General features: G+C 74.0%; 16 protein-coding genes. 5 read left to right on the top strand and 11 right to left on the bottom strand.

The window, feature by feature from the left end:
* Window positions 1-39 precede the first annotated feature (39 nt).
* From AB0411_RS03220 to AB0411_RS03190, 7 genes are all read right to left on the bottom strand, one after another.
* Window positions 40-1,665, bottom strand: coding sequence for a TRAFAC clade GTPase domain-containing protein (locus AB0411_RS03220; protein WP_366415450.1), 1,626 nt, complete (start codon window positions 1,663-1,665; stop codon window positions 40-42).
* A complete protein-coding gene (locus AB0411_RS03215) occupies window positions 1,662-4,142 on the bottom strand; it encodes a GTPase-associated protein 1-related protein (RefSeq protein WP_366415449.1) in 2,481 nt (826 codons plus the stop codon). The genes AB0411_RS03220 and AB0411_RS03215 overlap by 4 nt, the downstream gene beginning before the upstream one ends.
* On the bottom strand, window positions 4,139-5,389 hold the full coding sequence (locus AB0411_RS03210) for a TRAFAC clade GTPase domain-containing protein (RefSeq protein ID WP_366415447.1): 1,251 nt from the start codon (window positions 5,387-5,389) through the stop codon (window positions 4,139-4,141). The genes AB0411_RS03215 and AB0411_RS03210 overlap by 4 nt, the downstream gene beginning before the upstream one ends.
* A gap of 1 nt (window position 5,390) precedes the next feature.
* A complete protein-coding gene (locus AB0411_RS03205) occupies window positions 5,391-7,586 on the bottom strand; it encodes a hypothetical protein (protein ID WP_366415446.1) in 2,196 nt (731 codons plus the stop codon).
* Window positions 7,587-7,762: 176 nt separating this feature from the next.
* On the bottom strand, window positions 7,763-8,422 hold the full coding sequence (locus AB0411_RS03200; protein WP_366415445.1) for a 4'-phosphopantetheinyl transferase family protein: 660 nt from the start codon (window positions 8,420-8,422) through the stop codon (window positions 7,763-7,765).
* Entirely contained in the window at window positions 8,419-9,369 is a 951-nt protein-coding gene (locus tag AB0411_RS03195) for a metallophosphoesterase family protein (protein WP_437041212.1), read from the bottom strand. Before AB0411_RS03195 ends, AB0411_RS03200 begins: the two co-directional genes overlap by 4 nt.
* A 63-nt stretch (window positions 9,370-9,432) precedes the next feature.
* A complete protein-coding gene (locus tag AB0411_RS03190) occupies window positions 9,433-11,055 on the bottom strand; it encodes a PucR family transcriptional regulator (protein ID WP_366415444.1) in 1,623 nt (540 codons plus the stop codon).
* A gap of 255 nt (window positions 11,056-11,310) precedes the next feature.
* On the opposite strand from AB0411_RS03190, the gene AB0411_RS03185 reads away from it, so the two are divergent.
* On the top strand, window positions 11,311-11,844 hold the full coding sequence (locus tag AB0411_RS03185; RefSeq protein WP_366415636.1) for a type 1 glutamine amidotransferase domain-containing protein: 534 nt from the start codon (window positions 11,311-11,313) through the stop codon (window positions 11,842-11,844).
* 39 nt (window positions 11,845-11,883) lie between these two features.
* Here the strand turns inward: AB0411_RS03185 and treZ are convergent, their stop codons facing one another.
* Window positions 11,884-13,707, bottom strand: coding sequence for a malto-oligosyltrehalose trehalohydrolase (gene treZ, locus AB0411_RS03180; RefSeq protein ID WP_366415443.1), 1,824 nt, complete (start codon window positions 13,705-13,707; stop codon window positions 11,884-11,886).
* A gap of 225 nt (window positions 13,708-13,932) precedes the next feature.
* Between treZ and AB0411_RS03175 the strand changes: the two genes are divergently transcribed.
* Window positions 13,933-14,478 carry a DUF1707 and FHA domain-containing protein gene (locus tag AB0411_RS03175; protein ID WP_366415442.1) on the top strand — a complete coding sequence of 182 codons (546 nt, stop codon included), beginning with the start codon at window positions 13,933-13,935 and terminating at the stop codon, window positions 14,476-14,478.
* Window positions 14,479-14,552: 74 nt separating this feature from the next.
* Here the strand turns inward: AB0411_RS03175 and otr(A) are convergent, their stop codons facing one another.
* Together otr(A) and treY are read right to left on the bottom strand one after the other, a co-directional pair.
* Window positions 14,553-16,553 (bottom strand): tetracycline resistance ribosomal protection protein Otr(A), encoded by a 2,001-nt coding sequence (gene otr(A) / locus AB0411_RS03170; RefSeq protein ID WP_366415441.1) that lies wholly within the window; start codon window positions 16,551-16,553, stop codon window positions 14,553-14,555.
* Between the two features lie 250 nt (window positions 16,554-16,803).
* Complete coding sequence (treY, locus tag AB0411_RS03165; RefSeq protein ID WP_366415440.1) at window positions 16,804-19,293, bottom strand: malto-oligosyltrehalose synthase; 2,490 nt, start codon at window positions 19,291-19,293, stop codon at window positions 16,804-16,806.
* Window positions 19,294-19,444: 151 nt separating this feature from the next.
* Here treY and AB0411_RS03160 point away from each other — a divergent pair, with 151 nt between their 5' ends.
* On the top strand, window positions 19,445-20,791 hold the full coding sequence (locus AB0411_RS03160; protein WP_366415439.1) for an MFS transporter: 1,347 nt from the start codon (window positions 19,445-19,447) through the stop codon (window positions 20,789-20,791).
* On the opposite strand, the gene glgX is transcribed toward AB0411_RS03160, so the two are convergent.
* Complete coding sequence (gene glgX / locus AB0411_RS03155; protein WP_366415438.1) at window positions 20,751-22,940, bottom strand: glycogen debranching protein GlgX; 2,190 nt, start codon at window positions 22,938-22,940, stop codon at window positions 20,751-20,753. The two genes, AB0411_RS03160 and glgX, sit on opposite strands and share 41 nt — an antisense overlap.
* A gap of 241 nt (window positions 22,941-23,181) precedes the next feature.
* Here glgX and AB0411_RS03150 point away from each other — a divergent pair, with 241 nt between their 5' ends.
* Together AB0411_RS03150 and AB0411_RS03145 are read left to right on the top strand one after the other, a co-directional pair.
* Window positions 23,182-23,997: a Tat pathway signal sequence domain protein gene (locus tag AB0411_RS03150; protein ID WP_366415437.1), complete on the top strand. Its 816-nt coding sequence runs from the start codon at window positions 23,182-23,184 to the stop codon at window positions 23,995-23,997.
* A 47-nt stretch (window positions 23,998-24,044) separates the two neighbouring features.
* The gene (locus AB0411_RS03145; RefSeq protein ID WP_366415436.1) at window positions 24,045-25,382 is read left to right on the top strand and encodes a copper amine oxidase; all 1,338 of its coding nucleotides are present in this window, start codon (window positions 24,045-24,047) and stop codon (window positions 25,380-25,382) included.
* The last annotated feature ends 77 nt before the right edge of the window (window positions 25,383-25,459 follow it).

The following is a 25,459-nucleotide window of genomic DNA, read 5'->3' as shown; positions in this document are numbered from 1 at the left end:
CGGGCGTCGCATGGCCTGCGCCGCCGCTCCACTGCGCCCTCAGCCCCGCGACCGGTCCGCGACGGTCCCGCCGCGAGGCCCGGGCACACCGACGGGTGGTGCTTCCGCGTTCAGCGAGCCCGTGCGCAGACCTGTCCGGGCCAGCACCCACAGCACTGGTTCGGCCGCCCGCCGTTGTTCGCTGTCGAGTGCGCCGGCTCCGGTGGCGGCATGGGCGCTCACCGCCCAGTAGCGGGTGGCGCCGAAGTCGTGCGTCAGCCCACGGACCAGCGCGCCGAGGCCCACGGCCGTCAGCCAGGTATCGATCCTGGCGCCCGGCACCGGAAGCGTCGTGATCTGGTCCAGCACATCCCGCTTGGTGACCACCGTGGCCACCGGGATACGACCGCGCCGGCCCGTCAGCGCCGCCAGTTCGCCGGTCAGCCGCTGGTAGGTCTCCATCGGGCCCTGGTCTGAGGGGCGGGCAGAGGTCACCCGCGCGGTGTCCGTGTCGTCCAGAGCGCGCTGTATTTGCGGCTCGGCGAGGACATCCGCCACCAGGATCACCCCGTCGGCGTGGGCCAGGTACTGCTGCTCGCGGACGGTCCCCGCTTCACGCAGCGATTCGCCCATCGGGTCGTAGAGGTAGAGCAACCGGCGCCGCCTGCCGTGCCCCACGCACAGCATGAAGGCCCGCGGCTGGCCGCCTTGGGTCTTGAGTGCCCACCCCGCGGTGTTCAGCTGCTGATGGAGCGATCCGGCATCCTGCTGGTCGGTGGCGGAGGCGTACTCCACGGTGAGCGCGCCGCGCCGGGACCATGACTGCAGGCCCGCCGTCATCGCGGCCAGCAGCATGGTCTTGCCCGACGACGTGCCGCCGACCAACGGCAGATGGACCACCCGGGTGGTTCCCACCGCCGCGGGGAGCTGCCGGTCACAGTGCGGACAGCGGGTGGCGTACCGGCCGCTGCCGGCCGGCGCGGTGGTGACCAGCCGCTTTCCACAGGTGCAGACGTGCCACAGCACCCCGAGCCGGCCGGGCCGCAGAGCGCGGTGGGCCGCGCCGCATTCCGGGCAGCGGTGGACGGCCAGCGGGAAGGGCCGGTAGCAGCTGGGGTACGGGCACTTCATACGGATACCGCGGACGAGCTTCCGCAGGCCCTCGGCGCCCCGCAGCGTCACCACGGCGCCCCCGCACACCAGCCACCAGCCGCCCAACAGCAGCCCGAACCAGGCCAGCACCAGACAGCTGAACACCGCGGCGAGCAGGGCACCCGCAACGGCTCCCGCGGCCGTCCCGGGCGCGGCGAGGATCAACATCAGGCGTCCGATCGGCGGATCGCCCCGGTAGCCGTTCGCGGGCCGCTGCCCGAGGAAGAGCCGTTGGGCCTTGCGCTGCAGCCACTCGGTGTTCAGCTCGTACCAGATGCTGCCCAGGGCGCTCACGGCGACGGACCGGGTGTCCACCCACATCTGCTGTGCCCAGTAGGCACGCTGCGCCGGCTCCCCGGTGACGAGGGGGATCCGGGGGTCGGGGACGCCGGGCTGCCGCGGGCCGAGGACCCGGGTGGCAGCCGACAGGGACAGGCCGATGAACCGCCAGAGCGTGTGGCCCAGGCACAGGGGCAGGCCCACTGCACCGGTGAGAGCCAGGGCAAAGGTGAAGAAGCCGGAAGCAGAACTCACGACGGCCGACCGTCCTTTCGCGGTGGTTCCACGTCACCCCAACGAGGCGCCTCTGCATCGCTTCTGCGTCCCCGGCCGCCGAACCGCCGGCCGAACCGGCCGAAGGCCCCCGGTCGGTTCCAGGACCGGAACTCCTCCACCCACCGGGCCCCCTCCTCCCGCAGGAACCCTTCGAGCGCCGTGATGTCCTCCTCGGGCAGTGCGCGCACGACCGGACGCAGCACCTTGTCCAGCAGCCCGGTGCGCACCCCCTCCCAGGCGCGGCCGGCACCGGGGTGCGCGGACCAGGCGACATAGCATGCGGCCGCGTACGCCGGCACGACCCGCAGCCGGTCGGCGGTCCGCTTCGACCGGGCGGCCCGGTCGTACGCCGCGAGGAGCTCCGCATCGCCCGACCGCGTCAGCGCGGACAGCTCGTCGGCGGGCACCTCCTCGCCCAGCAGCCGTTCGGCAACAGCGCGGTAGGCCTGTTCCAGCACACCGGCCGGCACCGGTTCGGCGACGGCGCGCAGGGACACCGCCCGGTCTGTCCAGCGCGCTCCGGCCGCCCCTTCGCGCAGGTCCCCGGCGAACTCCAGGAGCAAGAGGGCTCCGCGTTCCCGCGGCGCGAGTTCCTCGGAGAACGACCGCAGCAGGTCGCGGGCGAGCTCGGGCGCGTCCTGGTCGTCCGCGGGGCTTTCGAGGGCAGCCCTGATGAGCTCGCGCCAGGTGCCCGCCGTGCGGTGCGCGTCCGAGCCTGTCTCCCCGAGCAGCAGGCGGCCCTCCGCCGCGGTCGGCGCAGCGCCGTCCCACACCAGCCGGACTGCGGTCCGCAGTACGAGCGGTTCCGCGAACGGTGAGACACCGCAGGCGCGCAGCACGGAGTGCAGGGAGGTGATCCGGTCCTCCGTCCCCAGCCTGTTCGCCTCGTCACACATCCGCAGATGGGGCAGCGGCTGCTCCGCGGTGAAGGGCAGGGCAGCGCGCGCCATCAGCAGGGCGGCGGCCGGCGGGTCCCCGGCGGCCAGCCCGTCGAGCTTGTCGAGCAGCGCGGCTCGCAACTCGAAGCGTTCCTCCACCGCGCGGCGGACGACTGGGGCGCGAGCCAAGTCGGGGTCGGCCAGCACCGCACGGGCCAGCCGCCAGGCGAGTCCCGGCAGCAGGTCCCGGCAGTCCACGCCGAGCAGGTCGGCGACCCGCAGCAGCTCCACGGCGCGCTCGGTGGCAGGCCCGTCGGGCTCGGCCTCGTCACCGGCGATGCCGTCCCGCAGCTGGGGTGCCAGGTCCATCGCGAGCCGGCGCCGTAGGTCACCGGTGAGCGCCGAGGGACGCAGACAGGGCAGCTGCAGGCGGTCGGGGTGACGGACGGCCGTGGTGAGGACGAGCGCGGCGAGCGGGGCGGTCGTGGCAGGTGGTGCGCCGGGTTCGAGCGCCGCGAGCAACCGTGCGAGAGCCGTCGATTCCGCTGCCGGACGGTCCGCCCCGGGTGCGCACAGAGCCTCGGTAAAGCGGAGCAGCCACTCGCCGCCGAGCGTCGTGGCGTGGCGGGCAGCCCAGTCGGCGGCGGCCGTACGGCCTACGGGGCCCAGCTCGATCCCCGCGCACAGCCCGGCGGCCGCCAGCGGCCCGGCATCGAAAGGGTCGCCGCCCGGCAAGGCGGCCGCCTGCTTGAACAACTCCGGCGCCCCGGACAGCCAGACGGAAGCGGCGACCTCGGCCCAGGAATCGGGCACCGGCTCGCCTGCCGGTGGATCTCCGGAGCAGTCGTGCACCCGGTAGCGGTGGCCCTGGCCGAGAACGCCACGGGCATCGTCCGGGAGAACCCCGATGATCTGCTGGCGCGCGAGCTGCGGCCTGCGCGTGTAGGTGGTGAAGGTGAGCTGATGCGCCTGTTCCCGCGGAAGCACGGCGCTGGCCAGGGCGATCCACCGGGCCACATCCGCGCTGTCCCGCTCGACCAGGACGATCTGCGGCGCGGCGGGGTCCTCGTGCAGGCGGTGCAGATCGGCGAAGTAGCCCGCGATCCAGGGCGCGCGGGCGGTCGCGAATCTCAGCAGAGTGTCACGCTGGAACCGTCCCGCGGGTACGAGTGCCTCCAGCGGGGCAGGCCGACCGTCCGGCGTACGGTCGGCCCACTGCGCGGCCTCCCACGCCGTGATGGGCAACGCGCCGCCGGGCAGACAGGTGCCCTGCGGCAGATGCACGGCATGGGCGTGGAAGTTCCCCCACCGACCGCTGTAGTCGGCGCCCGTGTACACGGTGCGGGCCAGCAGCCGGCTTCCGTCGGAGAGCAGGCTGTGGCTGAAGGCCCGTGGGAAGGAGTCCAGTTCGGCAGTGGTGGGACGGGGCGGGGCGTCCCGCGGAGGTTCGTAGCCGATGAGTGGCTCCGCCTCGCGCAGGAGCGCCTGCGACACGCCGGGCGTGACCGCGGTGAACCGGAACCCCGAGCCGTCCGGTCCCGGCGGAGCGGAGGTGTAGTGCACCTGGGACAGCGTCATGCGCCGGCTCCCTTCGCCGTGGTCCTGCCGGGCTTTCGGACCGGCAGCAGCCCGCGCCGGCCGAGCAGCCAGAGCAGAGGATCCTCGATACGCAGCGGCTGCGGCCCCGATTTCGGTGCGTCAGCCGGGGCGCCGGCGGGCGGGGGAGCTCCCAGCGCGGAGAGCCCGAAGAGCGACATATCGGCGAAGTCGCGTTCGAGCTGGCGATACAGCGCGCCGGAATCCCAGCCCTCCAGCAGTGACCGCACCTCCTCGTGTACGGCCTGCCGGTCCGCCTCGTCCAGCAGCCCTCCACGGTGTGTGGCATTGCGCAGCATCGGCGTGTGCGGGGTGACCAGCGACCGCAGCATGTCGGTCTTGGTGAGTGCCACGGCCATCGGGGTGCCTACCCGACCGCGGGCCCCGCCCCGTCCATGCGCGCGAAGTTGCGCCGCGAGGTCCGCCGCGATCTGCTGCGGCGGGGTCTCCACGACGGGCAGCGGAGGGCCGTCGTCGGGTGGCAGTTGATCGCGCACGGAACCCAGCTGCAGCGGATCGACGAGCAGGATGATGCCGTCGGCGGCGCTCAGGTACTGGGTGTAGCGGTCCATCGCTTCCGCACTCTTGAGGTCTTCACCCGCCGCATCGAAGAACACGAGGGTGGTGTGCCGGCTGCCGTGACCGAACCGGCTGCGGCTGGGCAGGCTCAGCCGGTACAGCAGTGGGTCGTTGAAGCCCATCGCGGCAGGACGGGTGGCATCCGGGAGCCGCAGCCGGTCGTACAGGTCCTCGGCCATCTCCTGGTCGCGGCGCTGGGTCTCGCTGCCCATCGCCGCCAGTGAAGCGTCGTAGGCGACCCCCACCCGGTGGCGCAGCTCATTGACGAGAACCGAGACGTAGGTGCTCTTGCCGGATGCTTTGGCGCCGACCAGCGCGATGATCCGGCTGTCGTGATCGCAGTACTCGCTGGGGAAGTCGCTGTGGCAGCGGCGGCAGACTCGCACCGGTGTGGACACCCCGCAGTCGGGACAGTCCGCCCGCGAACCGGTCACGCGCCGCCCGTGAACCCGCCGCGGCGGCGCGAACACCGGCCCGCGCATGCGCAGCGCCGGCGGCACGGTCGGGCCCATGAACTCGGCCCAGGTGTCATCGCGTTCGGCCTGGCAGGCGGAGCTGCCGCGGACCCCCGTCGTCAGCATCAGACAGCGGTAGGGGAGCCGCGCGGCCGGTGCGCGGTCGAAACAGTAAGGGCAAATGACGGTCGTCATGTCAGCGCATCACCAGAGTCGTCGGAGAGAGCTCTTGCAGCCGCACGGCGGCGGCCCGGCCGCCGAGCAGAAACCCGCGCAGGGTGTACGGGGGACGGCAGGCGTCGGGAGCGATGTGGCACAGGACCCTGCCGGAGCGACGCAACTGGGTGCCGCTGAGCCGCAGCACAGTGGTTCCGTCGGCCGGGTCCCGCGGCCGGTGCCCCGCACCCGCGGGCGCGGGGCGCGCGACCAGTACGAACTCCGGGAGGTCGAGTCCCTCCTCCTCCGTGGGTAAGGAGAGCGTGACCTCGACCGTCGCGGGTTTTCTGCGCAGCGGACGACGCTGCCCCGGGACGACCCGGTAGGCGATGGCGATGTCCGGCGGCAGCGCGTACGAGGCCACGGGGGGCGGGATCACGACGCCTGTCGTGGTGGGGAGGGCGGGGCCGGCCTCCAGGCGGGCGGCGGAGGAGGCCACGGGGAGGTACAGCCCTTCGCGCAGAAACCGGCTGCGCACCACATGCTGCTCATGCCGTTGCCCGTCCTGTGTCCGCACCACGGTCACCCCACTCGCGTCCGCGGGCCAGTCGAACGTCACCCGTGTGTGACCGTCCGCCGTACGCTCGGCGCGCAGTGCGGTGACCGGATGCGGGACGGTGATGCGGACCGACGGCCCGGTCAGGGCGCGGTCGCCGCGGACTGCGACGGCAGTGACGTCGGCGACGGTGCCGTGCGACGGCAGCAACTCGCGTGTCCGCACGGGGGACTGCGGGGCGGTGGCCGCCGGCGCCCAGGGCAGTTCCGGCGGCAGCGGCGCAGCCGGCAGGAACATCTCGGTACCGGACGGGGGCGCCTGCCCGGGGAATGCCACCAACCGGACCTCCGCGTCCTCGGCGCCACTCCAGGCGAACCGCACGCTGCCCTCCGCCGCCCCCGGCGCGGCGGTGAAAGTGCCGACCGCTCCGGGCCACCGGTGGACGGTGCGGGCGGCTTCGATCCCCGGTGAGGCGATGTCCCGGTCCCCGGCGCGGTAGTGACAGCTGATCCGGAAACGGTGTTCCCCCGGCCCGAGGCCTCGGAGGGCGAACCCGTCTTCCTGCGGAGGGAGGGAGACGCACCGGCCGTCCGGACCTGTATGGCGCACGCTGACGTAGGCCGCGCCATCGGGGCGCTGCCAGCTCCCTGCCACGCGCTCGCGCCCGTCGGACAGCCGGAGCCCTGTCACCTCCGGGGCGACCAGCAGTGCTGGTGACACCCGAACGGGCCCGTCGGGCACTCCGTCCCGCAAGGGCACGACGGCATAGCGGACCTCGCTGCCCAACGGGGCCCGCCGGTCCTCCGCCCTCGGTGCTGCCACCGACCCGGCGACCTCCGCCACAGCACCGCTCGTCTCCGCGGCACCCGTCAGCCGGTGCACCCGCCAGGCTGTTGCTCCCGAGTCGTCGTCCCAACTCAACTCGACCGCATCCGGCGTCGGTTCGGCCCGTACGCTCCCGTCGGCGGAGGTATGGGTGCGTACCAGACCGTGCAGCGCACGGGCCTGATCACGGACGAGACGGAGGGCCCGCAGGTAGTGGGCGGCCGCGGCCGTAAGGTCGCCTCGTTCCTCGTGGACGCCGGCGGCGGCCGTCTCACGGTCGGCGGTACGGCTGGCCGCAGCGATCTCCTTCAGCCGGCGAGCCAGTCCGGGGTCCTGGCGGGCCCCGGGAGGCAGCTCACCGGCCAGTCGTCCCGCCAGGCATAACCGCTTCTCCAGCCAGGCATCCTCCAGCCCATCGGCGGCGGCACGCTGCTGCACGGTGGCTGCCGGCTGCCTCTGGGCCGCATGTGCCAGCGCGGCGGCCTCGGCGGCATCGACGCCGAGCGCGACCGCGTCACCGGCGCGGGCCTCGCCCTCCCGCAGCAGTCCGAGCAGCTGGTAGAGGAGTATTCGGCGCAGGGCGGTCGGATCACCGCCGTTGATCTCGGCCAGCCGTCCGGCCAGTGCCGTCGCCTGGCCGACATGTTCCAGTCGGCGCAGCACGGCTGTGTCGACCCGCCGCCAGGCCCGCCCCTGCCCCGGTATGAACAGTCCGTCGAGCACCCGGAACGTCCGGCCTTCCTGGAGGAAGACCTCTCCCACGTGCCGGTAGCCGACCGCCTGCTGGAGTGAGACCAGCTCTCCGTACCGGGCCACGAGGGGAGCCGCGGGCAGCCCTCTAAGAGCGTCGGACAACCCCAGATGGTGACCGAAGTGCAGCCCCAACTATTCCCCCGTGACCGTGCGTTCTCTCCCACCTCACATCCCAACAGATCTTTGTCCGGCGCGGAGGGGTTTTTCCAATGTAGCCGCGCCGACGGGCGCTCGTCCGGTCGCGGTGCCCGTCGCCGGTTGCCGGGCCGCAGCGGCCCTTACCTCCTCACCACGACCGCCGTCACCACCAGCCCCGACCCGACGAGCCACCGCCCGGTGAACTCGGTCAGCTCCGTGCCGTCGATCACCGGGCCGGGGACGAGGAGTTGGGCGGTGAAGGTGGCGTCGGACGGGTCGAGGGTGAGGCGGGCCTCCTCGAAGTCGAGCCAGCGGTGGGTGAGGGGGAACCAGGCCTTGTAGACGGACTCCTTGGCGCTGAAGATCAGGCGGTCCCAGCAGATGTCGGGCTGTGCGGCGGCCAGGCGGCGCAGTTGGGCGCGTTCCTCGGGGAGGGTGATGAGGTCGACGACCCCGGGGTCGTCCACGGGGAGGTGGGGTTCGGCGTCCAGGCCGACGGTCCGTACGTCCGTCGCGCGGGCCACGGCGGCGGCGCGGTAGCCGGCGCAGTGCGTCATGGCGCCGACGATGCCCGGGGGCCATCGCGGTTCCCGGTTCGGGCCGGGGAGCAGGGGGGCGGGGGCGATGCCGAGTTCGGCCAGCGCGCGGCGGGCGCAGCCGCGTACGGTGCCGAACTCGTTCTGCCGCAGGGGCACGGCGCCGGAGACCAGCGCCCACTCCTCGGGGAACATCTCGGAGACCGGGGCGTCGTGGAAGGCCTCGGCGGTCACGATCGGGGCGGGCAGCAGCTTGTCGATCATGCGCGGGTCCCGGTGGCTCCGGCGGGGGCGGTGGCCGGCGCGGGCAGGATCCGTACCGGGCGGCCGGGGGCGGCGGAGCGGCGCCGCCACTCGCGCGGGTAGCCGAGGGACACCTCCTGGTGGGGCACGCCGTCGCAGATCAGCAGGCGTGGGATGTGGAGGTGGCCGTAGACCACGGTGGCGGCGCGGAACCGGCGCGGCCAGTCGGCGGTCGCCTCCGTGCCGCACCACAGCGCGAAGTCCGGGTACCACAGGGGCCGGGTGGGCTCGCGCACCACCGGCCAGTGGTTGACGAGGACCGTGGGCAGGTCCTCCGGCAGGGCGGCGAGCCGGGCCTCGGTGGCGGCGACCCGCGCCCGGCACCAGTCCTCCCGCGTGGGGTAGGGGTCGGGGTGCAGGAAGTACTCGTCGGTGCACACCACTCCGGCCTCCTCGGCCTGCGCGAGCGCCGCTTCCTTGGACGTCGCGCCGGGCTGCCGGAAGGAGTAGTCGTAGAGGAGGAAGAGCGGCGCGATGACGGCCGGACCGCCGACGCCCTCCCACAGCGGATAGGGGTCCTCGGGGGTGAGGACGCCCAACTCCCGGCAGATTCCGACCAGGTGCTCGTAGCGCGCGACGCCGCGCAGCTGCACCGGGTCGTGCTCCGGCGTCCACAGCTCGTGGTTGCCGGGCACCCACACCACCTTGGCGAACCGTTCGCCGAGCCGGGTGAGCGCCCAGCGGATGTCGGAGACGCATTCGCCGACGTCCCCGGCGACCAGCAGCCAGTCGTCGTCGGACTCCGGTCTCAAGTCCTCGACGATGTCGCGGTTCTCCTGGTAGCGGACGTGCAGATCGCTGACGGCCACGAGGGTGCCGCCGTGGCCGCCGCCTCGCGGCGAGACGGGAGCGGGCGTGGGGGAGGGGCCGGTGGCGTCGGGCGGGAGGGTGCGGATCTCGTAGGTCACCCCTCGAAGTAAAGACGGTGCGGGCAGGAGAGTGAAGGGCGGGCGGGGTGGCGCGGCCCCGCGTCACCGGCCTGGCGGTGGGGGCGCCGGCCGGCCGCCGGGCCCGGTGGCGCCGCCGCGGCGGATGCGGGTGGCCAGCCAGAGGTCGAAGCGGTCGTCGGGGTCGTCGAGGCGGCGGCCGGTGAGGTCCATCGCCCTGTCGAGGCGGTTGCGCACGGTGTGCCGGTGGACGCCGAGCCGCCGGCTGGTGGCGTCCCAGGCGCCGCCGGTCTCCAGCCAGGCCGCCAGGGTGGCGATCAGCTCCTCGCCGTGGTCGGCGAGGTCGAGCGGGCCGAGCACGCTGTCGGCGTAGCCGTGCAGCGTGGTGCCGTCGCCCAGGTCGAGCAGCAGCCGGCTGGCCTGGCTCTGCCGGGCCTCCGCGGGCTCGCCGGCCGCCCGGCTGACGGCGAGCAGTCCGGCCGCCTGCCGCAGCGACACCCGTACCGCCTCGGGGGCGGTGGCCGGGCCGATACCGGCCGGGCAGCGCGGGGCGAAGCGGGCGAGCACCTCGCGGATGTCCAGCTCCTCGCCCACCACCGCCTCGACGACCGGGCCCGGCGCCCCGTCCACGACCCTGACCAGGCCGCCGGGCACCGCCAGCGCCAGATCCGCGGCCATCTCCTGCGCGGCGCCGTCCGCGGCCCCGCCCGCCGGCCCGGTGCCGGTGGCCGCCCCGGCCCCGTTCGCCGTACGTCCCCCAGGGGCGCCCGCGGCCTCCACCACGACCCCCCGCACCCGCTCGGCCGTCAGTCCCACCGAGCGCAGCATGTCCCGGGCCCGGTCGGCGGACGGGTCCTCGTCGGCCAGCAGTTCCGAGAGCAGCGCCGAGCGGCGGCGGCGCTCCGGCTCGTCGCTCAGGTGGCGGCGCTCCAGCTCCAGGGAGAGCAGGGAGACCAGGCCCGGCACGACCGAACGGGCGGCGTCGTCCGGCCGGCCGGTGAGCAGCAGCAGCCCGCGCAGCCGCCGCGCGCCGAGCGGCTGCACCTCCAGCTGCTGTCCCGCGGCGGTGCTGGACGCGCTGCCGCGCAGCCCGCGCGCGGCCACCCGGTCGAGCAGCTCCTGCGCCTGCGCCGGCAGGGGCCGCCGCTCGGGCCCGCTGGTGGCGAGCAGCCGCCCGAGCGGGTCGAGTACCGCCGCGTCCACGCCGGTGGCGGCCGTCCACTCCGCCAGCATCGGCAGCAGCCCGTCGCCGGTCGCCGCGGCGGTCAGCCGGCGCTGGGTCGCGAACGCCCGGTGCAGCAGCTCGCGCTGTTCGTCGGCCCGGGCATCGAAGACCGCTTTGGTGACGGCGATGAAGGGCACCTCGTCGGGCACCGTCAGCAGCGGCAGGCCGGCCTCCTCGGCCGCCCTCACCAGCGGCTCCGGCGCCTCCTGGAACGGCAGCCCCTGCCCCAGCCCGAGCGCCAGGCAGGCCGCCCCGCCCTCGGCCGCGTCCCGGACGTACGCCCGGCAGGCGGCCGGCTCCATCGGCAGCAACAGGCCGATCGTCATGAGGAGTTCGCCGCCCTGCAGCCACTTCCCCGGCGTCGGCAGGTCCGAGACCGTGGCCGCTTCGATGGTGCGGGCCAGCTGCTCGGGCGGCACGTCGTAGGTGACCGCCAGGCGGAGGTCGGTCCTGGCCAGCAGATCGGAGAGGTGCAGGGGCATGGACACAGTGTCCATCACCTGGCGGTGGAGTGGACGATCGGGCGAGCGTGGGCCGGGTAGGTGCCGGACGCCGGCGGTGGGCCCGTCGGCGGCCGCTGGAGCCCGTCGGGGGCGGCCTGCGGGGGCTCCGTCCGGCCCGGTCCGCGGGGCCGCCTGCTGCGGATGAGTGAAGGCGCTTCGCCCCGTTATGGTCGAGAGGTGTGGGAGCGGGGCCGTTCCCCGCTCCTCGACCCGACGAAGGGACGTGAGCGCAGTATGCAGGCGGCGTTTCTGGTGGCCACCGAGGGCACCGAGCAGGTCGAGCTGACCCGGCCGTGGCAGGCGGTGACCGACGCGAGCGGCGGTCCGACGCTGGTCTCCACCCGCGCGGGCAAGGTGCAGGCCTTCCACCACCTCGACAAGGCGGACACCTTCCCCGTCGACCTGACGGTGGACGAGGCGACCGCGGCGGACTTCGACGGGCTGGTGCTGCCCGGCGGGGTCGCCAACCCGGACACCCTGCGTCTGGACGAGCGGGCGGTGGCGTTCATCAAGTCGTTCTTCGACGCCGGGAAGCCGGTGGCCGCCATCTGCCATGCGCCGTGGACGCTCATCGAGGCCGATGTGGTGCGCGGCCGCACCCTGACCTCCTGGCCGAGTCTGCGCACGGACATCCGCAACGCGGGCGGCACCTGGGTCGACGAGCAGGTCAGCATCTGCACCAGCGGGCCGAACACCCTGATCACCAGCCGGAAGCCGGCCGACCTGGAGGCCTTCTGCGCGGCGTTCGTCGCGGAGTTCTCGCACTGAGGCCCGGGGACGCGCTGTGAACCACGCGGGCGGACACCCCTACGGCCCGAGCACCACCGCCGACTCCGGGGGGAGCCGCAGCACACCGTCCGCCCCGGGGAGCCGGGCGCCGGGCCAGCCCGCCAGCGCCTGCAGCCCGGCTCCGCTGCCCCAGCCGTCCGTGCCGCCTCCGCCAGGACCGGGCCCGCCCGCGCCGTCTTCGGCGACCGGGACGGCGGCCGTGGTGTCCCGCGAGAGATTGACCGCGACCCGGAGCGGGCCGCGCCGCAGCAGGAGCCAGCGGGCCCGTTCGTCGTAGCGGACCGCGGTGTGGCGTGGATCGGGGTCGGTCAGCGGCGGCAGCTCGTGGCGCAGCGCCAGCAGCGTACGGTGCCAGGCCAGCAGGGCGGTGTGCGGCTCCACGGCGGGCTCGCTCCAGTCCAGGACGCAGCGGTCGCGGGTCGCCGGGTCCTGCGGGTCGGGCCAGTCGTCGGCGTGCCCGGCCCACTCGTGCGCGGCGAACTCGCGGCGCCGCCCGGCGCGTACCGCCTCCGCCAGCTCCGGATCCGTGTGATCGGTGAAGTACTGCCAGGGGGTGGTCGCCCCCCACTCCTCGCCCATGAACAGCATCGGGGTGAACGGCGCGCACAGCACCAGCGCGGCGGCGCACGCGAGCAGCCCCGGGGAGAGCCCGGCCGCGAGCCGGTCACCGAGGGCACGGTTGCCGATCTGATCGTGCGTCTGGGCGTAGGCCAGCAGCCGGTACGCGGGCGTCACCCGCAGGTCGAGGGGCGCGCCGTGGGTTTGGCCGCGGAAGCTGGAGTACGTCCCGTCGTGGAAGAAGCCGCCGGTCAGGGTCTTGGCGAGGGCGGCGAGCGGGGCCCGTGCGAAGTCGGCGTAATAGCCCTGGGATTCGCCGGTGAGGGCGGTGTGCAGGGCGTGGTGGAAGTCGTCGTTCCACTGGGCGTGCAGGCCCTGCCCGCCGTCCGCCCGCGGAGCGGTGGTGCGCGGATCGTTGAGATCGGACTCGGCGACGAGGAACAGCGGCCGCCGCAGCTCCTCGGCCAGCGCGTCCACGGCGGCGGACAGTTCGGCCAGGAAGTGCGGGCTGCCGTCGTCGTGCAGCGCGTGGACGGCGTCCAACCGCAGCCCGTCGAGCCGGTAGTCGCGCAGCCAGGAGAGCGCGCAGCCGAGGAGGTAGCCGCGCACCTCGTCGCTGCCGGGGGCGTCGAGATTGACCGCGGCGCCCCACGGCGTGTGATGGGTCTCGGTGAAGTACGGCCCGAACCGGGGGAGATGGTTGCCGGACGGGCCGAGGTGGTTGTGCACCACGTCGAGCACGACCCCCAGCCCGTGGCCGTGCGCCGCGTCCACGAACCGCTTGAGGCCGTCCGGCCCGCCGTACGGCTCGTGCACCGCCCAGGGTGCGACCCCGTCGTAGCCCCACCCGTGGTTGCCGGGGAACGGGCAGACCGGCATCAGGGAGACATGGGTGATCCCCAGGTCGGCGAGGTGGCGCAGCCGCGCGGCGGCCGCGTCGAAGGTGCCCTCGGGGGTGTACGTCCCGATGTGCAGCTCGTAGAGGGCCGCGCCGGGCAGCGGACGGCCGGGCCACGGGTGGCGCCACCCGAACCGGTCGTGCTCGACGACCGCGGCGGGGCCGCCGGGGCCCTCCGGCAGCCGTGCGGCCCGCGGATCGGGCAGCGGCGGCCCGCCGTCGAGCCGGAAGCCGTAGCGGTCCCCGTCACGGGCCGGTGCCTCGGTACGCCACCAGCCCGCGCGTCCCGCGGCGCGTTCCATCGGCACGTCCGGTTCACCGGCCCGCTCACCCGCCCACTGGAGAGCGACCCGCCCGGCCTTCGGCGCCCACACCTCGAACAGCACGGCCGTCCTCCTTCGTTCGGTCCCGGTCCCTGACGAAGAAAGCATGCGGACCGGCCGTCCGACAGCCCGGCGCGGCGGCACGGGCCGACATCGCGCCATTCCACCGGGCCCCTTCGGCGAGCGGCGCGCTCACCTGCACCGTCCGGCGAACCGCGCCCCCACCTGCACCGTCCCGCGCGGCCACCTTGCCTGGACAGCGGCTCACGGTGGCCCGAGAATCACGGTATGACTTCGCTCGAGTTCCCTGCGCGCCCCGCGCGCCCGTCGGACGCCGACCGGGAACGCGCCCTCGACCTGCTGCGCGACGGTGCCGCGCAGGGACGGCTGTCCCAGGACACGTTCCTCCGGCGTCTGGAACTTGTCCTCACCGCCGAGCAGCAGTCCGAACTCGACCTGGTCACCGCCGACTTGGCAGCCCGCGGCAAGGTCCAGGGCATGATGCTGCGGATGGTGGGCCGGGCGTCGGCGTTCCACCTCCGGGTGCGCCGCGCCTGGCGCCTGGAACGGCTGCCGAAGCTGCTGCTGCCGGAGCCCGGCCCGCTCCCGCTGCTCATAGGGCGGGCGCCCGGCGTGGGCCTGCGCCTCAACCACGACACGGTCTCCCGCGCCCACGCCGAACTCCGCAGCGAGGGCAAGGGGTGGGTGCTGCGCGACCTCGGCTCCACCAACGGGACCTGCGTCAACGGCCGCCGGGTGGTGGGCGAGGTGCCGGTCGGCCCCGGCGACCACATCACCTTCGGCCGGGTGGACTACGTCCTGACGGAGCGGTGAGGGCGCGGGGGTTCCGCGGGCACGTTCCGTGGTTCTGAGGGCCCGCCCCGTCCTCCTGAGGGCCCGCCCCGTCCTCATCCGGAACCGTCCCGTCCGCCGATGGGCCCGCCTTCTGCCCGCGCCGCTTCGCCCTCCCGTACCGGCCGGTCCCCCGACGGATACGAGGTCCACACCCCTTCCCCGTGCGTCAGGCCGGGCAACAGCACCTGGAACTCCTGCACATGACGGGCCGGGAGGTGCCCGCCGACCAGCCAGGACTGCCGCCCGCCGGTGGTCTCCGCGAAGGTCGCGCCCAGTGCCGCGAGGCGGGCGGTCACCGCCGCCAGCGCGGTGAGGGGGACGTCGGCCTCGAAGGCGTGGTACGGCTCGTGGACCCGGGTGCCGGCCCGGCGCAGGGCCCGCCGCAGCACGACGGGGGTGACCGTGCGGAAGTCCCCGGCGGTGCTGAGCGGGCCGACGAAGCCGGAGCGGGTCAGTACCACCCGGCAGTCCGTCACCGCCAGGCCGTGCAGCCCGTGCCGCAAGGTGGCCAATGCGGTCTCCTCGACGGCCTGGTGGAAGCCGTGCGGCAGGGCGCCCAGTTCGGTCTCGTAGGCGAAGACCGGGCCGGAGCCGCGGGGGCCCGGCTCGACGCGGAGGCCGACAGTGGCCCAGGGGCCGGTGTGGCCGCGCTTGGCGATCTCCTCCCAGGCCTCGCCGACGCCGCACGGCCGCTCGACGCACACCACCCGGCTGGGTGCGAACGCGGCCTCGATGCCGTGCTCCTGACGCAGGGTGGCCGCGACGATCTCCTTCTGCACCTCGCCGTGCAACAGCACCGAGGTCGCGCCGTCCGCCGCGGGGCGGGCCCGCAGCAGCGGGTCCTGGTCGGCGAGCGCCAGCAGCGCGGCGCGCAGCGCGGCGGCCTGCGCCGGACGGCGGGCCCGCACCAGGGTCTCCAGGGTGGGGGAGGGGAACAGGGTGCTTCCGGCGGGGTCCTCGGGGGCCGGACCGAGACGGTCCCCGGTCCGGACGCCGGGCAGCCCGCGGAGCACCCCGATGTTCCCCGCGGTGAGCGGGGCGGCGTCGCCGGGCGGCCGGCCGACGACCTGAAGAGAGGTGATCCGTCCGGTCAGGGAACCGCCGGCGTCGTCCGCCCCGGGCCGGTGCAGGGTGATCTGCTGCCGTGGCCGCAACTCTCCCTCGTAGAGCCGGATATGGGCGGTCCGTTCGCCGTGCGGCGGCTGATGGACGGCGAAGACGGTGCCCCGGGGCGTGGCGCCCGCGCGGGGCTGCGCCGGCGGGATCAACCCGGCCATGCCCTCGACGAGCGCGCCGACACCCTGGCCGCCGAGCGCGGAGCCGAAGTACACCGGGTGCAGCGAACCGTCCGCGGTACGGGCGGCGAGCGCCGCGCGGACCCGGTCCGCGCTCAGCCCCTGCCCGCCCGGCGTCGTGCCGCCCGGCCCCGGGTCCGCCCCGGAGGCGGGGCCCACCAGCTCGGCCAGGACCGCGTCGTCCACCTCGGCCAGCGTTTCGGCGACCCGCTCGCGGAACCGGGGGTCCTCCAGGGCGTACGGCACCACCTCGGCCTGCGGGGTGCCGAGGCCGGTGACGGACGTCATCGGGACGGCGGCCGGCGCCAGCAGCCGGCGGACGTCCGCGAGCAGCGCCTCGTCCCGGGCGCCGGCCCGGTCGATCTTGTTGAGGAACAGCAGGGTGGGCAGCCGCAGCCGCCGCAGCGTCCTCATCAGCACCCGGGTCCTGGCCTGCACGCCCTCCACCGCGGACAGCAGCAGTACGGCGCCGTCGAGCACCCCCAGGGCGCGTTCGACCTCGGCGATGAAGTCGGCGTGTCCGGGGGTGTCGAGCAGGTTGACCTGGGTGTCGCCGACGGTGAAGGAGGCGACGGCGGAGCGGATCGTGATGCCGCGCTGCCGCTCCAGCTCGCCGGTGTCCGTCGTGGTGTCACCGCGGTCGACGCTGCCGAGCCGGCCGATGGCACCGGTGTGGAACAGCAGTCGCTCGGTGAGGCTGGTCTTACCCGCGTCGACGTGGGCGAGAATCCCGATGTTCAGGGTGCGCGAAGGGAGCATGGAAAGGCGATTCCTCGAGAACTGTCGTCCGGCCGGGGCACTGAGTAGTTCCGAGGAATCCGCGCATGCTGTGCTCCTGAGGTGGGGGAATCGGGCGTACCGGGCCATGGTTCGCCGGTCGTGTGCGGCACGGCAACCGAATTACGGGCCGTGCGTCCGTGCGGTCCACGACACGTGCCGCACCCACGGCATGCGTCGCCCGGCCGCGCCGCACGCCCCCCTCGCCCCGCACGCGCCGTCGCCCGCCCCCTCACCCCGCCGCGAACAACGCCACCGGCGACGGTGCCAGCAGTTCGCTGAGTGCCACCGCCGTGCCGCCCGGCAGCTCGCGGCCGGTCAGCAGTTCGCGCCAGGGGCCGCCCGGCGGCATCCGCAGCAGGGTGTCCCACCAGCCGCCGGTCTCCACCAGGCGCAGCGACAGGCGGGTCACCACCGTCAGCACCCGGCCGCTGCGGCAGAACGCCACGCAGTGCTCGGCGGCCGGGCCCTCCGCGTACACCGGCTCGTACGACGCGGTGGCGCCGAACCACTGCGGATGGTCGCGCCGCAGCCGCAGCGCCGCTGCGGTCAGCCGGAGCTTTTCGGCGGACAGGTCGCGCGGCACGCTGCCGCCGTCCAGCTCGGCGAGCAGCTCCGGGCAAAAGCGGGCCGGCCCCCTGTTGTCCGGGTCGACCAGTGCGGCATAGGCGCGTTCGGTGCCCTGGTAGAGGTCGGGGACGCCCGGCATGGTGAGGTGCAGCAGCGCCGCGCCCAGCACATTGGCGCGGACGAAGGGGGCGAGTTCCTCCTCCAGCGCGGCGAGCGGGGCGGCCGTGGGACCGCAGGGGCCCTTGCGGACGAACTCCGCGACCGCCTCCTCGTAGCCCGCGTTCCGCTCCGTCCACGAGGTGCGCAGCCCGGCCTCCCGCACGGCCTTGAGGACCGCGGGCGTCACCCGCTCCGCCGCGGCCGGGTCGCCGGGCGCCCCCAGGCCGAACACGGTCTGCCAGGCCAGCCACGACACCATCGGATCCGCCGGACCGGCGCCGTCCACCCCACTGGCGCCGAGGTCGCACACCGCGTCCTCGGCCATCGCGCCCAGGGCGTCCCGCCACCGGTCCGGGCACTCCGACAGCACCGCGATCCGGGCCCGCACATCGGCGCTGCGCTTGGTGTCGTGCGTGGAGAGGACCGTGCCGGCCGTCGGACGGTCCCGCTGCATCCGCGCGCAGTACGCGTGGAACGCCTCCGGGGGGAGCGCCGGGTCGCCGGGGGCGCCGCCGACCTCACAGGCCGACAGCAGCACCGGATAGCGGTAGAAGGCGGTGTCCTCCACGGACTTGGCGTGCAGCGCGGACGCGGTCTGGGCGAACCGCGCGGCGAAGTCGGCGCGGTCCGCGCCCTCGCCCTCCGCGCCCTCGGGGTCCGGGGCGTCGTGGCCCGGTCCGCCCGTCATCCGCCCGAGCGCCAGGTCGTGGATCAGGTCCACCGCCCGCGCCTCCTCGGGCACCCGGAAGGCGGTGCGCGCGCCCGCCGCTGCCGTGCCGAGCATCGCCGCGTCCGCCTCGGCCTGCCCCGCGTCCCCGGCGTACGGACGGTAGACCGGCAGCCGCACCATCAGCTCACGGACGGCGTGCCGGAGCGCCCACGACGCGTGGTCGCCGGGCGCGGGGACGCGTGCGCTGATCCGGGCCGCGGTGCGCACCAGCCGGTCGACCTCCGCGGCCAGGTCGTGCGTGATGACCTCGTACGCGGCCCGGCGCACCGTCTCCTCCCAGTCGCCGCCCTCGTCGGCCAGCGGGGTGACGAAGTCCCGGTAGTGGGAGAACAGCCGCCCGGCGCCCTGCGGGCAGACGAACAGGCCGTTGATGCGGCGCAGGGCGTCATAGCCCGTGGTGCCCGCGCAGGCCCAGCTCGCCGGCAGGCGTTCGTCGCCGGTGAGGATCTTCTCGACCACCGTCCAGCGGCCGCCGGTCCCCTCCCGCAGCCGTTCCAGGTAGCCGGCCGGGTCCGCCAGGCCGTCCGGATGGTCGATGCGCAGACCGTCGATGACGCCCTCGCGGACCAGCCGCAGCAGCGTCCCATGGGTCGCCTCGAAGACCGCGGGCTCCTCGGCGCGGATGGCGATCAGCTCCGAAATGGTGAAGAACCGCCGGTAGTTGAGCTCACTGCGGGCCAGCCGCCACCAGGCGAGGCGGTACCACTGGGCCTCCAGGAGGCGCATCAGCGACAGCCCCTCCGTACCGGGGCGCAGCGGGAAGGCCTGCTCGTGATAGCGCAGCACCCCGCCCTCGACGCGGAGGTGGCGCGCCTCCTCGCCGAGCCGGCCGCCGAGCACCGGCAGCAGCAGCCGACCGCCGTGTCCGGCGTCCCAGTCGATGTCGAACCACCGCGCGTACGGGGACGCCGGGCCGTCGCGCAGCACCTGCCACAGCGGTTCGTTCAGCGACACCGGCGCGGGCACGGACATATGGTTCGGCACGACGTCGACGACCAGCCCGAGGCCGTGGTGCCGGGCCGTCGCCGCCAGCGCCCGCAGTCCCCGCTCACCGCCCAGCTCGGCGCGTACCGCCGTGTGGTCGACCACGTCGTAGCCGTGGGTGGACCCCGGCACCGCTTCCAGCACGGGCGAGAGGTGCAGATGGGAGACGCCCAGCGCGGCCAGATGCGGGACGGCCCGCTCGGCGGCGGCGAACGGGAAGTCCGGCTGGAGCTGCAGCCGGTAGGTGGCGGTCGGCGACGGACTCGGTGGCTGCGTCATGGGAACACCCGTACCCCGCTGACGGCCCGTTGTGTCCTCCTCGCCCGGCATTGGTGTCGTTCCTTCCTCCAACGGGCCGGGTGCGCCGGTCGTGGATCTTCGTACGTCCGGTGTGTGGGGTGCGCGGGCCGGGCCCGGTTAGCGTCGGCCGATGACCGTTGCCATGGCCACCTATCGCCGGGTGCTCGCGCTGACCGGGCCGTTGCTGCCCGCCGTCTCCTTCCTCGGCCGGCTCCCCACGGCCATGTGCCAGCTCGGCAGCCTGCTGCTGGTGGCGCGGACGAGCGGCTCGCTGGCCACCGCGGGGCTGGTGGCGGGCGCGCTGGCGGCGGGTCAGACGGTGGGCGGGCCGCTGCTCGGCCGGCTCGCCGACCGGCACGGACAGCGGACGGTGGTGCTGGCGGCCTGCTGGTTCGACGCGCTCGCGGTGGCGGCGCTGGTGGCCGCCGCCCTCGCCCGGACCGGGACGCCGCTGCTCGTCCTGGCCGGTTTGCTCGCCGGCGCCGGTGTCCCGCAGATCGGCCCGCTGGCCCGCACCAGGCTCGTGGCGCTCGCCCGGCGCGCACGGGCGGACGACCGCCTGATCAACACCGCGCTGTCCTTCGAAGGCACCCTGGACGAGATGTCGTTCGTGCTCGGCCCGGCGCTGGTCGGGCTGTCCGCCACGGTCGCCCACCCGGCCGTGGCACTCTTTCTGGCCGTGCTGCTGCTCGCGGTCTGCGGCTCGGCCTTCGCGCTGCACCCGACGGCCGCGGTGCTGCCTCCGTCCGCCGCCGCGCCCTCGCCCACCCCCGCCGACGCGCGAAGCGCGGGCCCCTCGGACGCGCCGGCCGCACCCGCGCCGCCCGCACCCGCTTCGGCCGGACACCGCGGCCCGGCACGCGGCGCCCGGCCCGCCCGTGCCCGGATGCCCCGCGCGGTGCACGGCCTGCGCGTCTCGATGGCGCTGCAGGGCGTCCTCTTCGGCGCCTGCCAGGCCGGCATCACCGCGCTCACCGCACGCCTCCACCAGCCCGCCCAGGCCGGACTCGTCTATGCCGCGATGGGGGTGATGAGCGCGGTCGCCGGTGTCCTGCTGGCGCTCGTCCCCGCCCGGATCACGCTGCCCGCACGGTGGCGGGCGGCCGGGGCCGCGCTGGTCGTGCTGTCCGTGCCGCTGTGGTGGGTACGGTCCCTGGGCGCGCTGTATCTGGTCGTCGTGGTGCTCGGGGTGGCCTTCGCCCCGCATCTGATCACGGTCTTCGGCCTCACCGAACGGCTGGTGCCGGCCGGCCGGCTGGCCGAGTCGATGGCGTTCTTGACCAGTGCGGTGGTCGGCGGCCAGGCGCTGTCCCTGGCCGCCTCCGGCCGGCTCGCCGAGGCCCACGGCCCCGCGGCCGCCTTCGCCGTCGCCGTCGGGGCCGCCGTCCTGATCTGCGCGCTCGCCGCCGGCTCCCGCGCCGGGACGTCCGCCGTCCCTATGCCGGCCGCTGCAGCACCAGCAGGCTCCGGCCGATGAGCGTCAGCCGGTCGCCGGCCTTCACCTTGGCGCCGCCGCCGTCCGCCACCGCCTGCGGCCGGTCGGTGTCCACCACGATCTGCCACTGCCGGCCGAGGAGCTCGGGGACCATGAACTCCTTCTCCTGGTCGTGGGCGTTGAACATCAGCAGGAACGAGTCGTCGGTGATCGGTTCGCCCCGGGGGCCCGGCTCGGAGATCGAGCTGCCGTTGAGGAACACCGTCAGCGCCTTGGCATGCACCGACTGCCAGTCGCGCGGCCCCATCTCCTCGCCGCCCGCCGTGAACCACGCGATGTCGGACAGCTCGTCGTGGGCGCCCTCCATCGGGTGCCCCTGGAAGAAGCGCCGGCGGCGGAACACCGGATGGTCGCGCCGCAGCCACACCATCTGCCGGACGAACGCCAGCAGCGCCAACTGCTCCTCGTCCCCCTCCGGCGCCTCGTCCGCCTCGTCCGCCGCACCGGACCCGTCGGCCGGGTCCTCGTCCCCGCCCGGTGCCCGCTGCGGCCAGTACACCCACGACAGCTCGTTGTCCTGGCAGTACGCGTTGTTGTTGCCGCCCTGGCTGCGTCCGAACTCGTCCCCGTGGCTGAGCATCGGCACGCCCTGCGAGAGCATCAGCGTGGCCAGGAAGTTGCGCATCTGCCGGGCCCGCAGCCGCCGCACCCCGGGATCGCCGGACGGCCCCTCGGCACCGCAGTTCCAGGACCGGTTGAAGCGCTCACCGTCCCGGTTGTCCTCGCCGTTGGCCTCGTTGTGCTTCTCGTTGTACGCCACCAGGTCGTGCAGCGTGAAGCCGTCGTGGCAGGTCACGAAGTTCACCGAGGCCAGCGGCCGCCGCCCGTCCTCCTGGTAGAGGTCCGACGAGCCCGTCAGCCGCGATCCGAACTCCGCGAGGGTGCGCGGTTCGCCCCGCCACAGGTCCCGCACGGTGTCGCGGTACTTCCCGTTCCACTCGGTCCACAGCGGCGGGAAGTTCCCCACCTGGTAGCCGCCCTCGCCGACGTCCCACGGTTCGGCGATCAGCTTCACCTGGCTGACGACCGGGTCCTGGTGGACCAGGTCGAAGAACGACGACAGCCGGTCCACCTCGTGGAACTGCCGGGCCAGCGTCGCCGCCAGATCGAAGCGGAAGCCGTCCACCCGCATCTCCTGCACCCAGTAGCGCAGCGAGTCCATCACCAGCTGCAGCACGTGCGGGCTGCGCATCAGCAGCGAGTTCCCGGTGCCCGTGGTGTCCATGTAGTACTGCTTGTCGTCCGACAGGCGGTAGTACGAGGCGTTGTCCAGCCCGCGGAACGACAGCGTCGGGCCCAGGTGGCTGCCCTCGGCGGTGTGGTTGTAGACCACATCGAGGATCACCTCGATCCCGGCCTGGTGCAGCGCCCGCACCGCCGTCTTGAACTCCAGCACCTGCTGGCCGCGGTCGCCCCAGGAGGCGTAGGTGTTGTGCGGGGCGAAGAAACCGATGGTGTTGTAGCCCCAGTAGTTCTTCAGCCCCGCGTCCACCAGCCGGTGGTCCTGGACGAACTGATGCACCGGCATCAGTTCCAGCGCGGTCACCCCGAGCTTGGTGAGGTGGTCGATGACCGCCGGATGCGCCAGCGCGGCGTAGGTGCCGCGCAGCTCCTCGGGGAGCTCCGGATGGCGCATCGTCAGGCCCTTCACATGGGCCTCGTAGAGCACCGTCTCGTGGTACGCGGTGCGCGGCGGACGGTCGTCGCCCCAGTCGAAGTACGGGTTGACCACGACCGACGCCATGGTGTGCGGCGCCGAGTCCAGGTCGTTGCGCACCTCGGGACGCCCGAAGTGGTAGCCGTAGACGGCCTCGTCCCAGTCGATCCGGCCGCTCATGGCCCGTGCGTAGGGATCGAGCAGCAGCTTCGCCGAGTTGCAGCGCTGCCCCCGCTCGGGTTCGTAGGGACCGTGCGCCCGGAAGCCGTAGCGCTGTCCGGGCATCACCCCCGGGAGATAGGCATGGCGCACAAAGGCGTCGCTCTCCCTCAGCTCGACGGCGGTCTCCGAACCGTCGTCGTGCAGCAGACACAGTTCGATGCGCTTCGCGGCTTCGGAGAACACCGCGAAGTTGGTGCCCGCCCCGTCATAGGTGGCACCCAGCGGATACATCTGTCCCGGCCAGACCTGCATGGGTAGACTCTTCCACTTTCTTCTCGGGCGCTGCGGCGACTCCACGACACACATCCGCGGAACGGAACGAAATCCTTCCCCAACTTTTCGCAACTTCTCGCACACAGAGGGCCTTTCGCCGAATCTCCGCTCATTCGTGGGCAACCTGTCGCGATGTCGGATCGTCCTATTGGTCGTCCTCACCGGAGGACGGACGGAGGTCCGACATGCGTGTCACAGGACGTGACAGCAGGGGGGAACCGTGCACCAGCTGATGCGCCGCCACCTCGGCAAGGTCCTCGCGGGCACCGCCCTCGCGCTGACCGGCACCGCCCTCATGGCCGCGATCACCCTGCCCGCCGGCGCGGGCGCCGCCGACGGCACGGGCACCGGGAGACGGACCGGCGCGGCCGGTCCGTCCGCGCCCGGACCCGACCCGGGGCCACCGCCGCCCGGCGTCGTCGAGGCGGCCGGCCCCCAGGGGGAACGCGGCCGGGGACGCGACCCGCTCACCGACGACGAACTCCGCCGCGCCCGGGAGCTGGCGCTGCCGCGCGCCCGCCGCGGCGCCACGGCCGACGTCACCGGGCGGCCCGGGCCCGAGCCCCTCACCACCGACCTGGCCGAACTCGCGCCCTCGGAGGCCGGGCTCGCCGACCCGCCGCGCCGGGCGCTGGTCTCCTTCTACGACTACGCCGGCGACAGCTACCTCGTCAGGACCGTGAACCTCACGACCTCGACGGTGGAGTCGACCGACACCCAGCACGGCGTCCAGCCGCCGCCCAGCCACGCCGAGGCCGTCGAGGCGGCCCGGCTGCTGATCGCCGCCCCGCTGGGATCCGGGCTGCGCCAGGACTACCGCAAGGCCACCGGTCGCGACCTCACCGGGCCCGACCCGCTCTCCGTCACCGGCTTCGTCTACCGCGGCCGTGCGGAAGGCGAGGCGCCCGGCGCCCTGGGGGAGTGCGGGGAGCACCGCTGCGTCCGCCTGTTCACCAAGGTGAAGAACGGCCCGTGGATCGACACCCGCCGCTTCGTGATCGACCTCAGCGCCCGCACCGTCGCCCGTCTCGCCTGACCCGCCGCACCGCCCTGCCCCCACCACTCCTCCCCAGGAGCACGTGCATGCCCGTGAGAAGCCCCGCCGGATCCCGCCGTCCGCGCCGCCGCGCCGCGACCCTCACCGCGGTCCCCTTACTGCTCGCGGCGGCCGCCCTGCTCACCGGCCCGCCGGCCCAGGCCGCCCCGGAAGCCGCCGGCCCGCCGGCCGCCGCACCCGCCCCCCGCTGCAGCCCCGCCTACCGCATCACCCAGACGCTCGACGGCGGCACCGTCTGGCGGATGTGCTGGCACTACGAGGGCAACGCCGGCCTCGTCCTGGACGACGTCTCCTACCAGCCCAAGGGCGAACGCGCCCCGATCAAGGTGCTCACCACCGCCAAACTCGCCCAGATCCACGTCCCCTACGACGACGGGGGCAACGAGTACGACGACCTCACCGGTCAGGGTTTCGCCCAGGGCCTGATGAAGCTCGACCCCGCCGAATGCCCCGGCGGCACCATCAAGACCGTCCGGGTCCCCGGCGCCTACGACCCCGCACACCCCGACGTCAGCGGCCTGTGCGCCACCACCCGCGCCCGCGGCCACGCCTACCGGATGGGCCCCTACCCCGGCGAGCACGCCAGGACCTACCAGCTCCAGGGCAAGGACCTGCTGCTCTACACCGTCAACAAGGTCGGCTGGTACGAGTACATCAGCGAGTGGCGGTTCTCCGGTGACGGCACCATGACCTTGCAGGTCGGCGCCACCGGCACCGTCTCGCCCGGCGACTTCGACGCCGGCGACGGCCGTGGCGCGCCCCTCGGCAAGGGCGCCAAGGACTACGCCACCAGCCACAGCCACAACGTCTTCTGGCGGCTGAACTTCGGCCTGGACGGCTCCGCCGCCAACACGGTCGAGCAGGTCGACTCCGCCACCACCCTCCGGCCCGGCGGCCGCACCCCCACCATCCGCACCACACGCACCCCCGTCACCAAGGAGCTGGCCGGGGACACCGGCGCGCTGCGCTGGTGGCGGGTGGTGAGCAACGCCGGCAAGAACCGGGACGGCCATCCGCGCTCGTACGAGATCGTCCCGGGCGCCAGCAGCAAGTACACCGGCCGCAGTTACACCCGGCACGACATCTACTTCACCGAGTACAACAAATGTGAGCAGTTCGCCAGCAACAACCTGGCCAACTGCGGAGCCCGGGCCGGCCGGAGCGTCGACACCTGGGTCAACGGCCAGCCGCTGAAACACCCCATCGCGTGGGTCAACATCGGGTTCCACCACATCGCCAGGGACGAGGACCAGGAGCCCATGCCTGTTCACTGGCAGGGCTTCCAGCTCGTTCCCCGTGACGTCACGGCTATGAATCCGCTCACTCCACCCGCACTGTCCGGGCACAACGGGCACTATGGATAAGGGGAGTTGGTAACCGACTCGATCCATCCTGCTGCACCGCCTCCCGCACCGCAGTAGTCTGCCTTGATCGTTGGCAC

Origin of the sequence: Streptomyces angustmyceticus (assembly GCF_040701845.1) — a bacterium.
Taxonomy (GTDB): Bacteria; Actinomycetota; Actinomycetes; order Streptomycetales; family Streptomycetaceae; genus Streptomyces; species Streptomyces angustmyceticus_A.
The sequence above is the reverse complement of the archived record's forward strand: the minus strand, read 5'-3'. Positions and strand labels throughout refer to the sequence as shown.

Bases quoted from the DNA above. Each gene is read 5' to 3' on its own strand.
- AB0411_RS03215 (WP_366415449.1), bottom strand. From the start codon at position 4,142: ATGACGCTGTCCCAGGTGCACTACACCTCCGCTCCGCCGGGACCGGAC.
- AB0411_RS03210 (WP_366415447.1), bottom strand. From the start codon at position 5,389: ATGACGACCGTCATTTGCCCTTACTGTTTCGACCGCGCACCGGCCGCG.
- AB0411_RS03200 (WP_366415445.1), bottom strand. From the start codon at position 8,422: ATGATCGACAAGCTGCTGCCCGCCCCGATCGTGACCGCCGAGGCCTTC.
- AB0411_RS03190 (WP_366415444.1), bottom strand. From the start codon at position 11,055: ATGCCCCTGCACCTCTCCGATCTGCTGGCCAGGACCGACCTCCGCCTG.
- AB0411_RS03185 (WP_366415636.1), top strand. From the start codon at position 11,311: ATGCAGGCGGCGTTTCTGGTGGCCACCGAGGGCACCGAGCAGGTCGAG.
- AB0411_RS03175 (WP_366415442.1), top strand. From the start codon at position 13,933: ATGACTTCGCTCGAGTTCCCTGCGCGCCCCGCGCGCCCGTCGGACGCC.
- treY (WP_366415440.1), bottom strand. From the start codon at position 19,293: ATGACGCAGCCACCGAGTCCGTCGCCGACCGCCACCTACCGGCTGCAG.
- AB0411_RS03160 (WP_366415439.1), top strand. From the start codon at position 19,445: ATGACCGTTGCCATGGCCACCTATCGCCGGGTGCTCGCGCTGACCGGG.
- glgX (WP_366415438.1), bottom strand. From the start codon at position 22,940: ATGCAGGTCTGGCCGGGACAGATGTATCCGCTGGGTGCCACCTATGAC.
- AB0411_RS03145 (WP_366415436.1), top strand. From the start codon at position 24,045: ATGCCCGTGAGAAGCCCCGCCGGATCCCGCCGTCCGCGCCGCCGCGCC.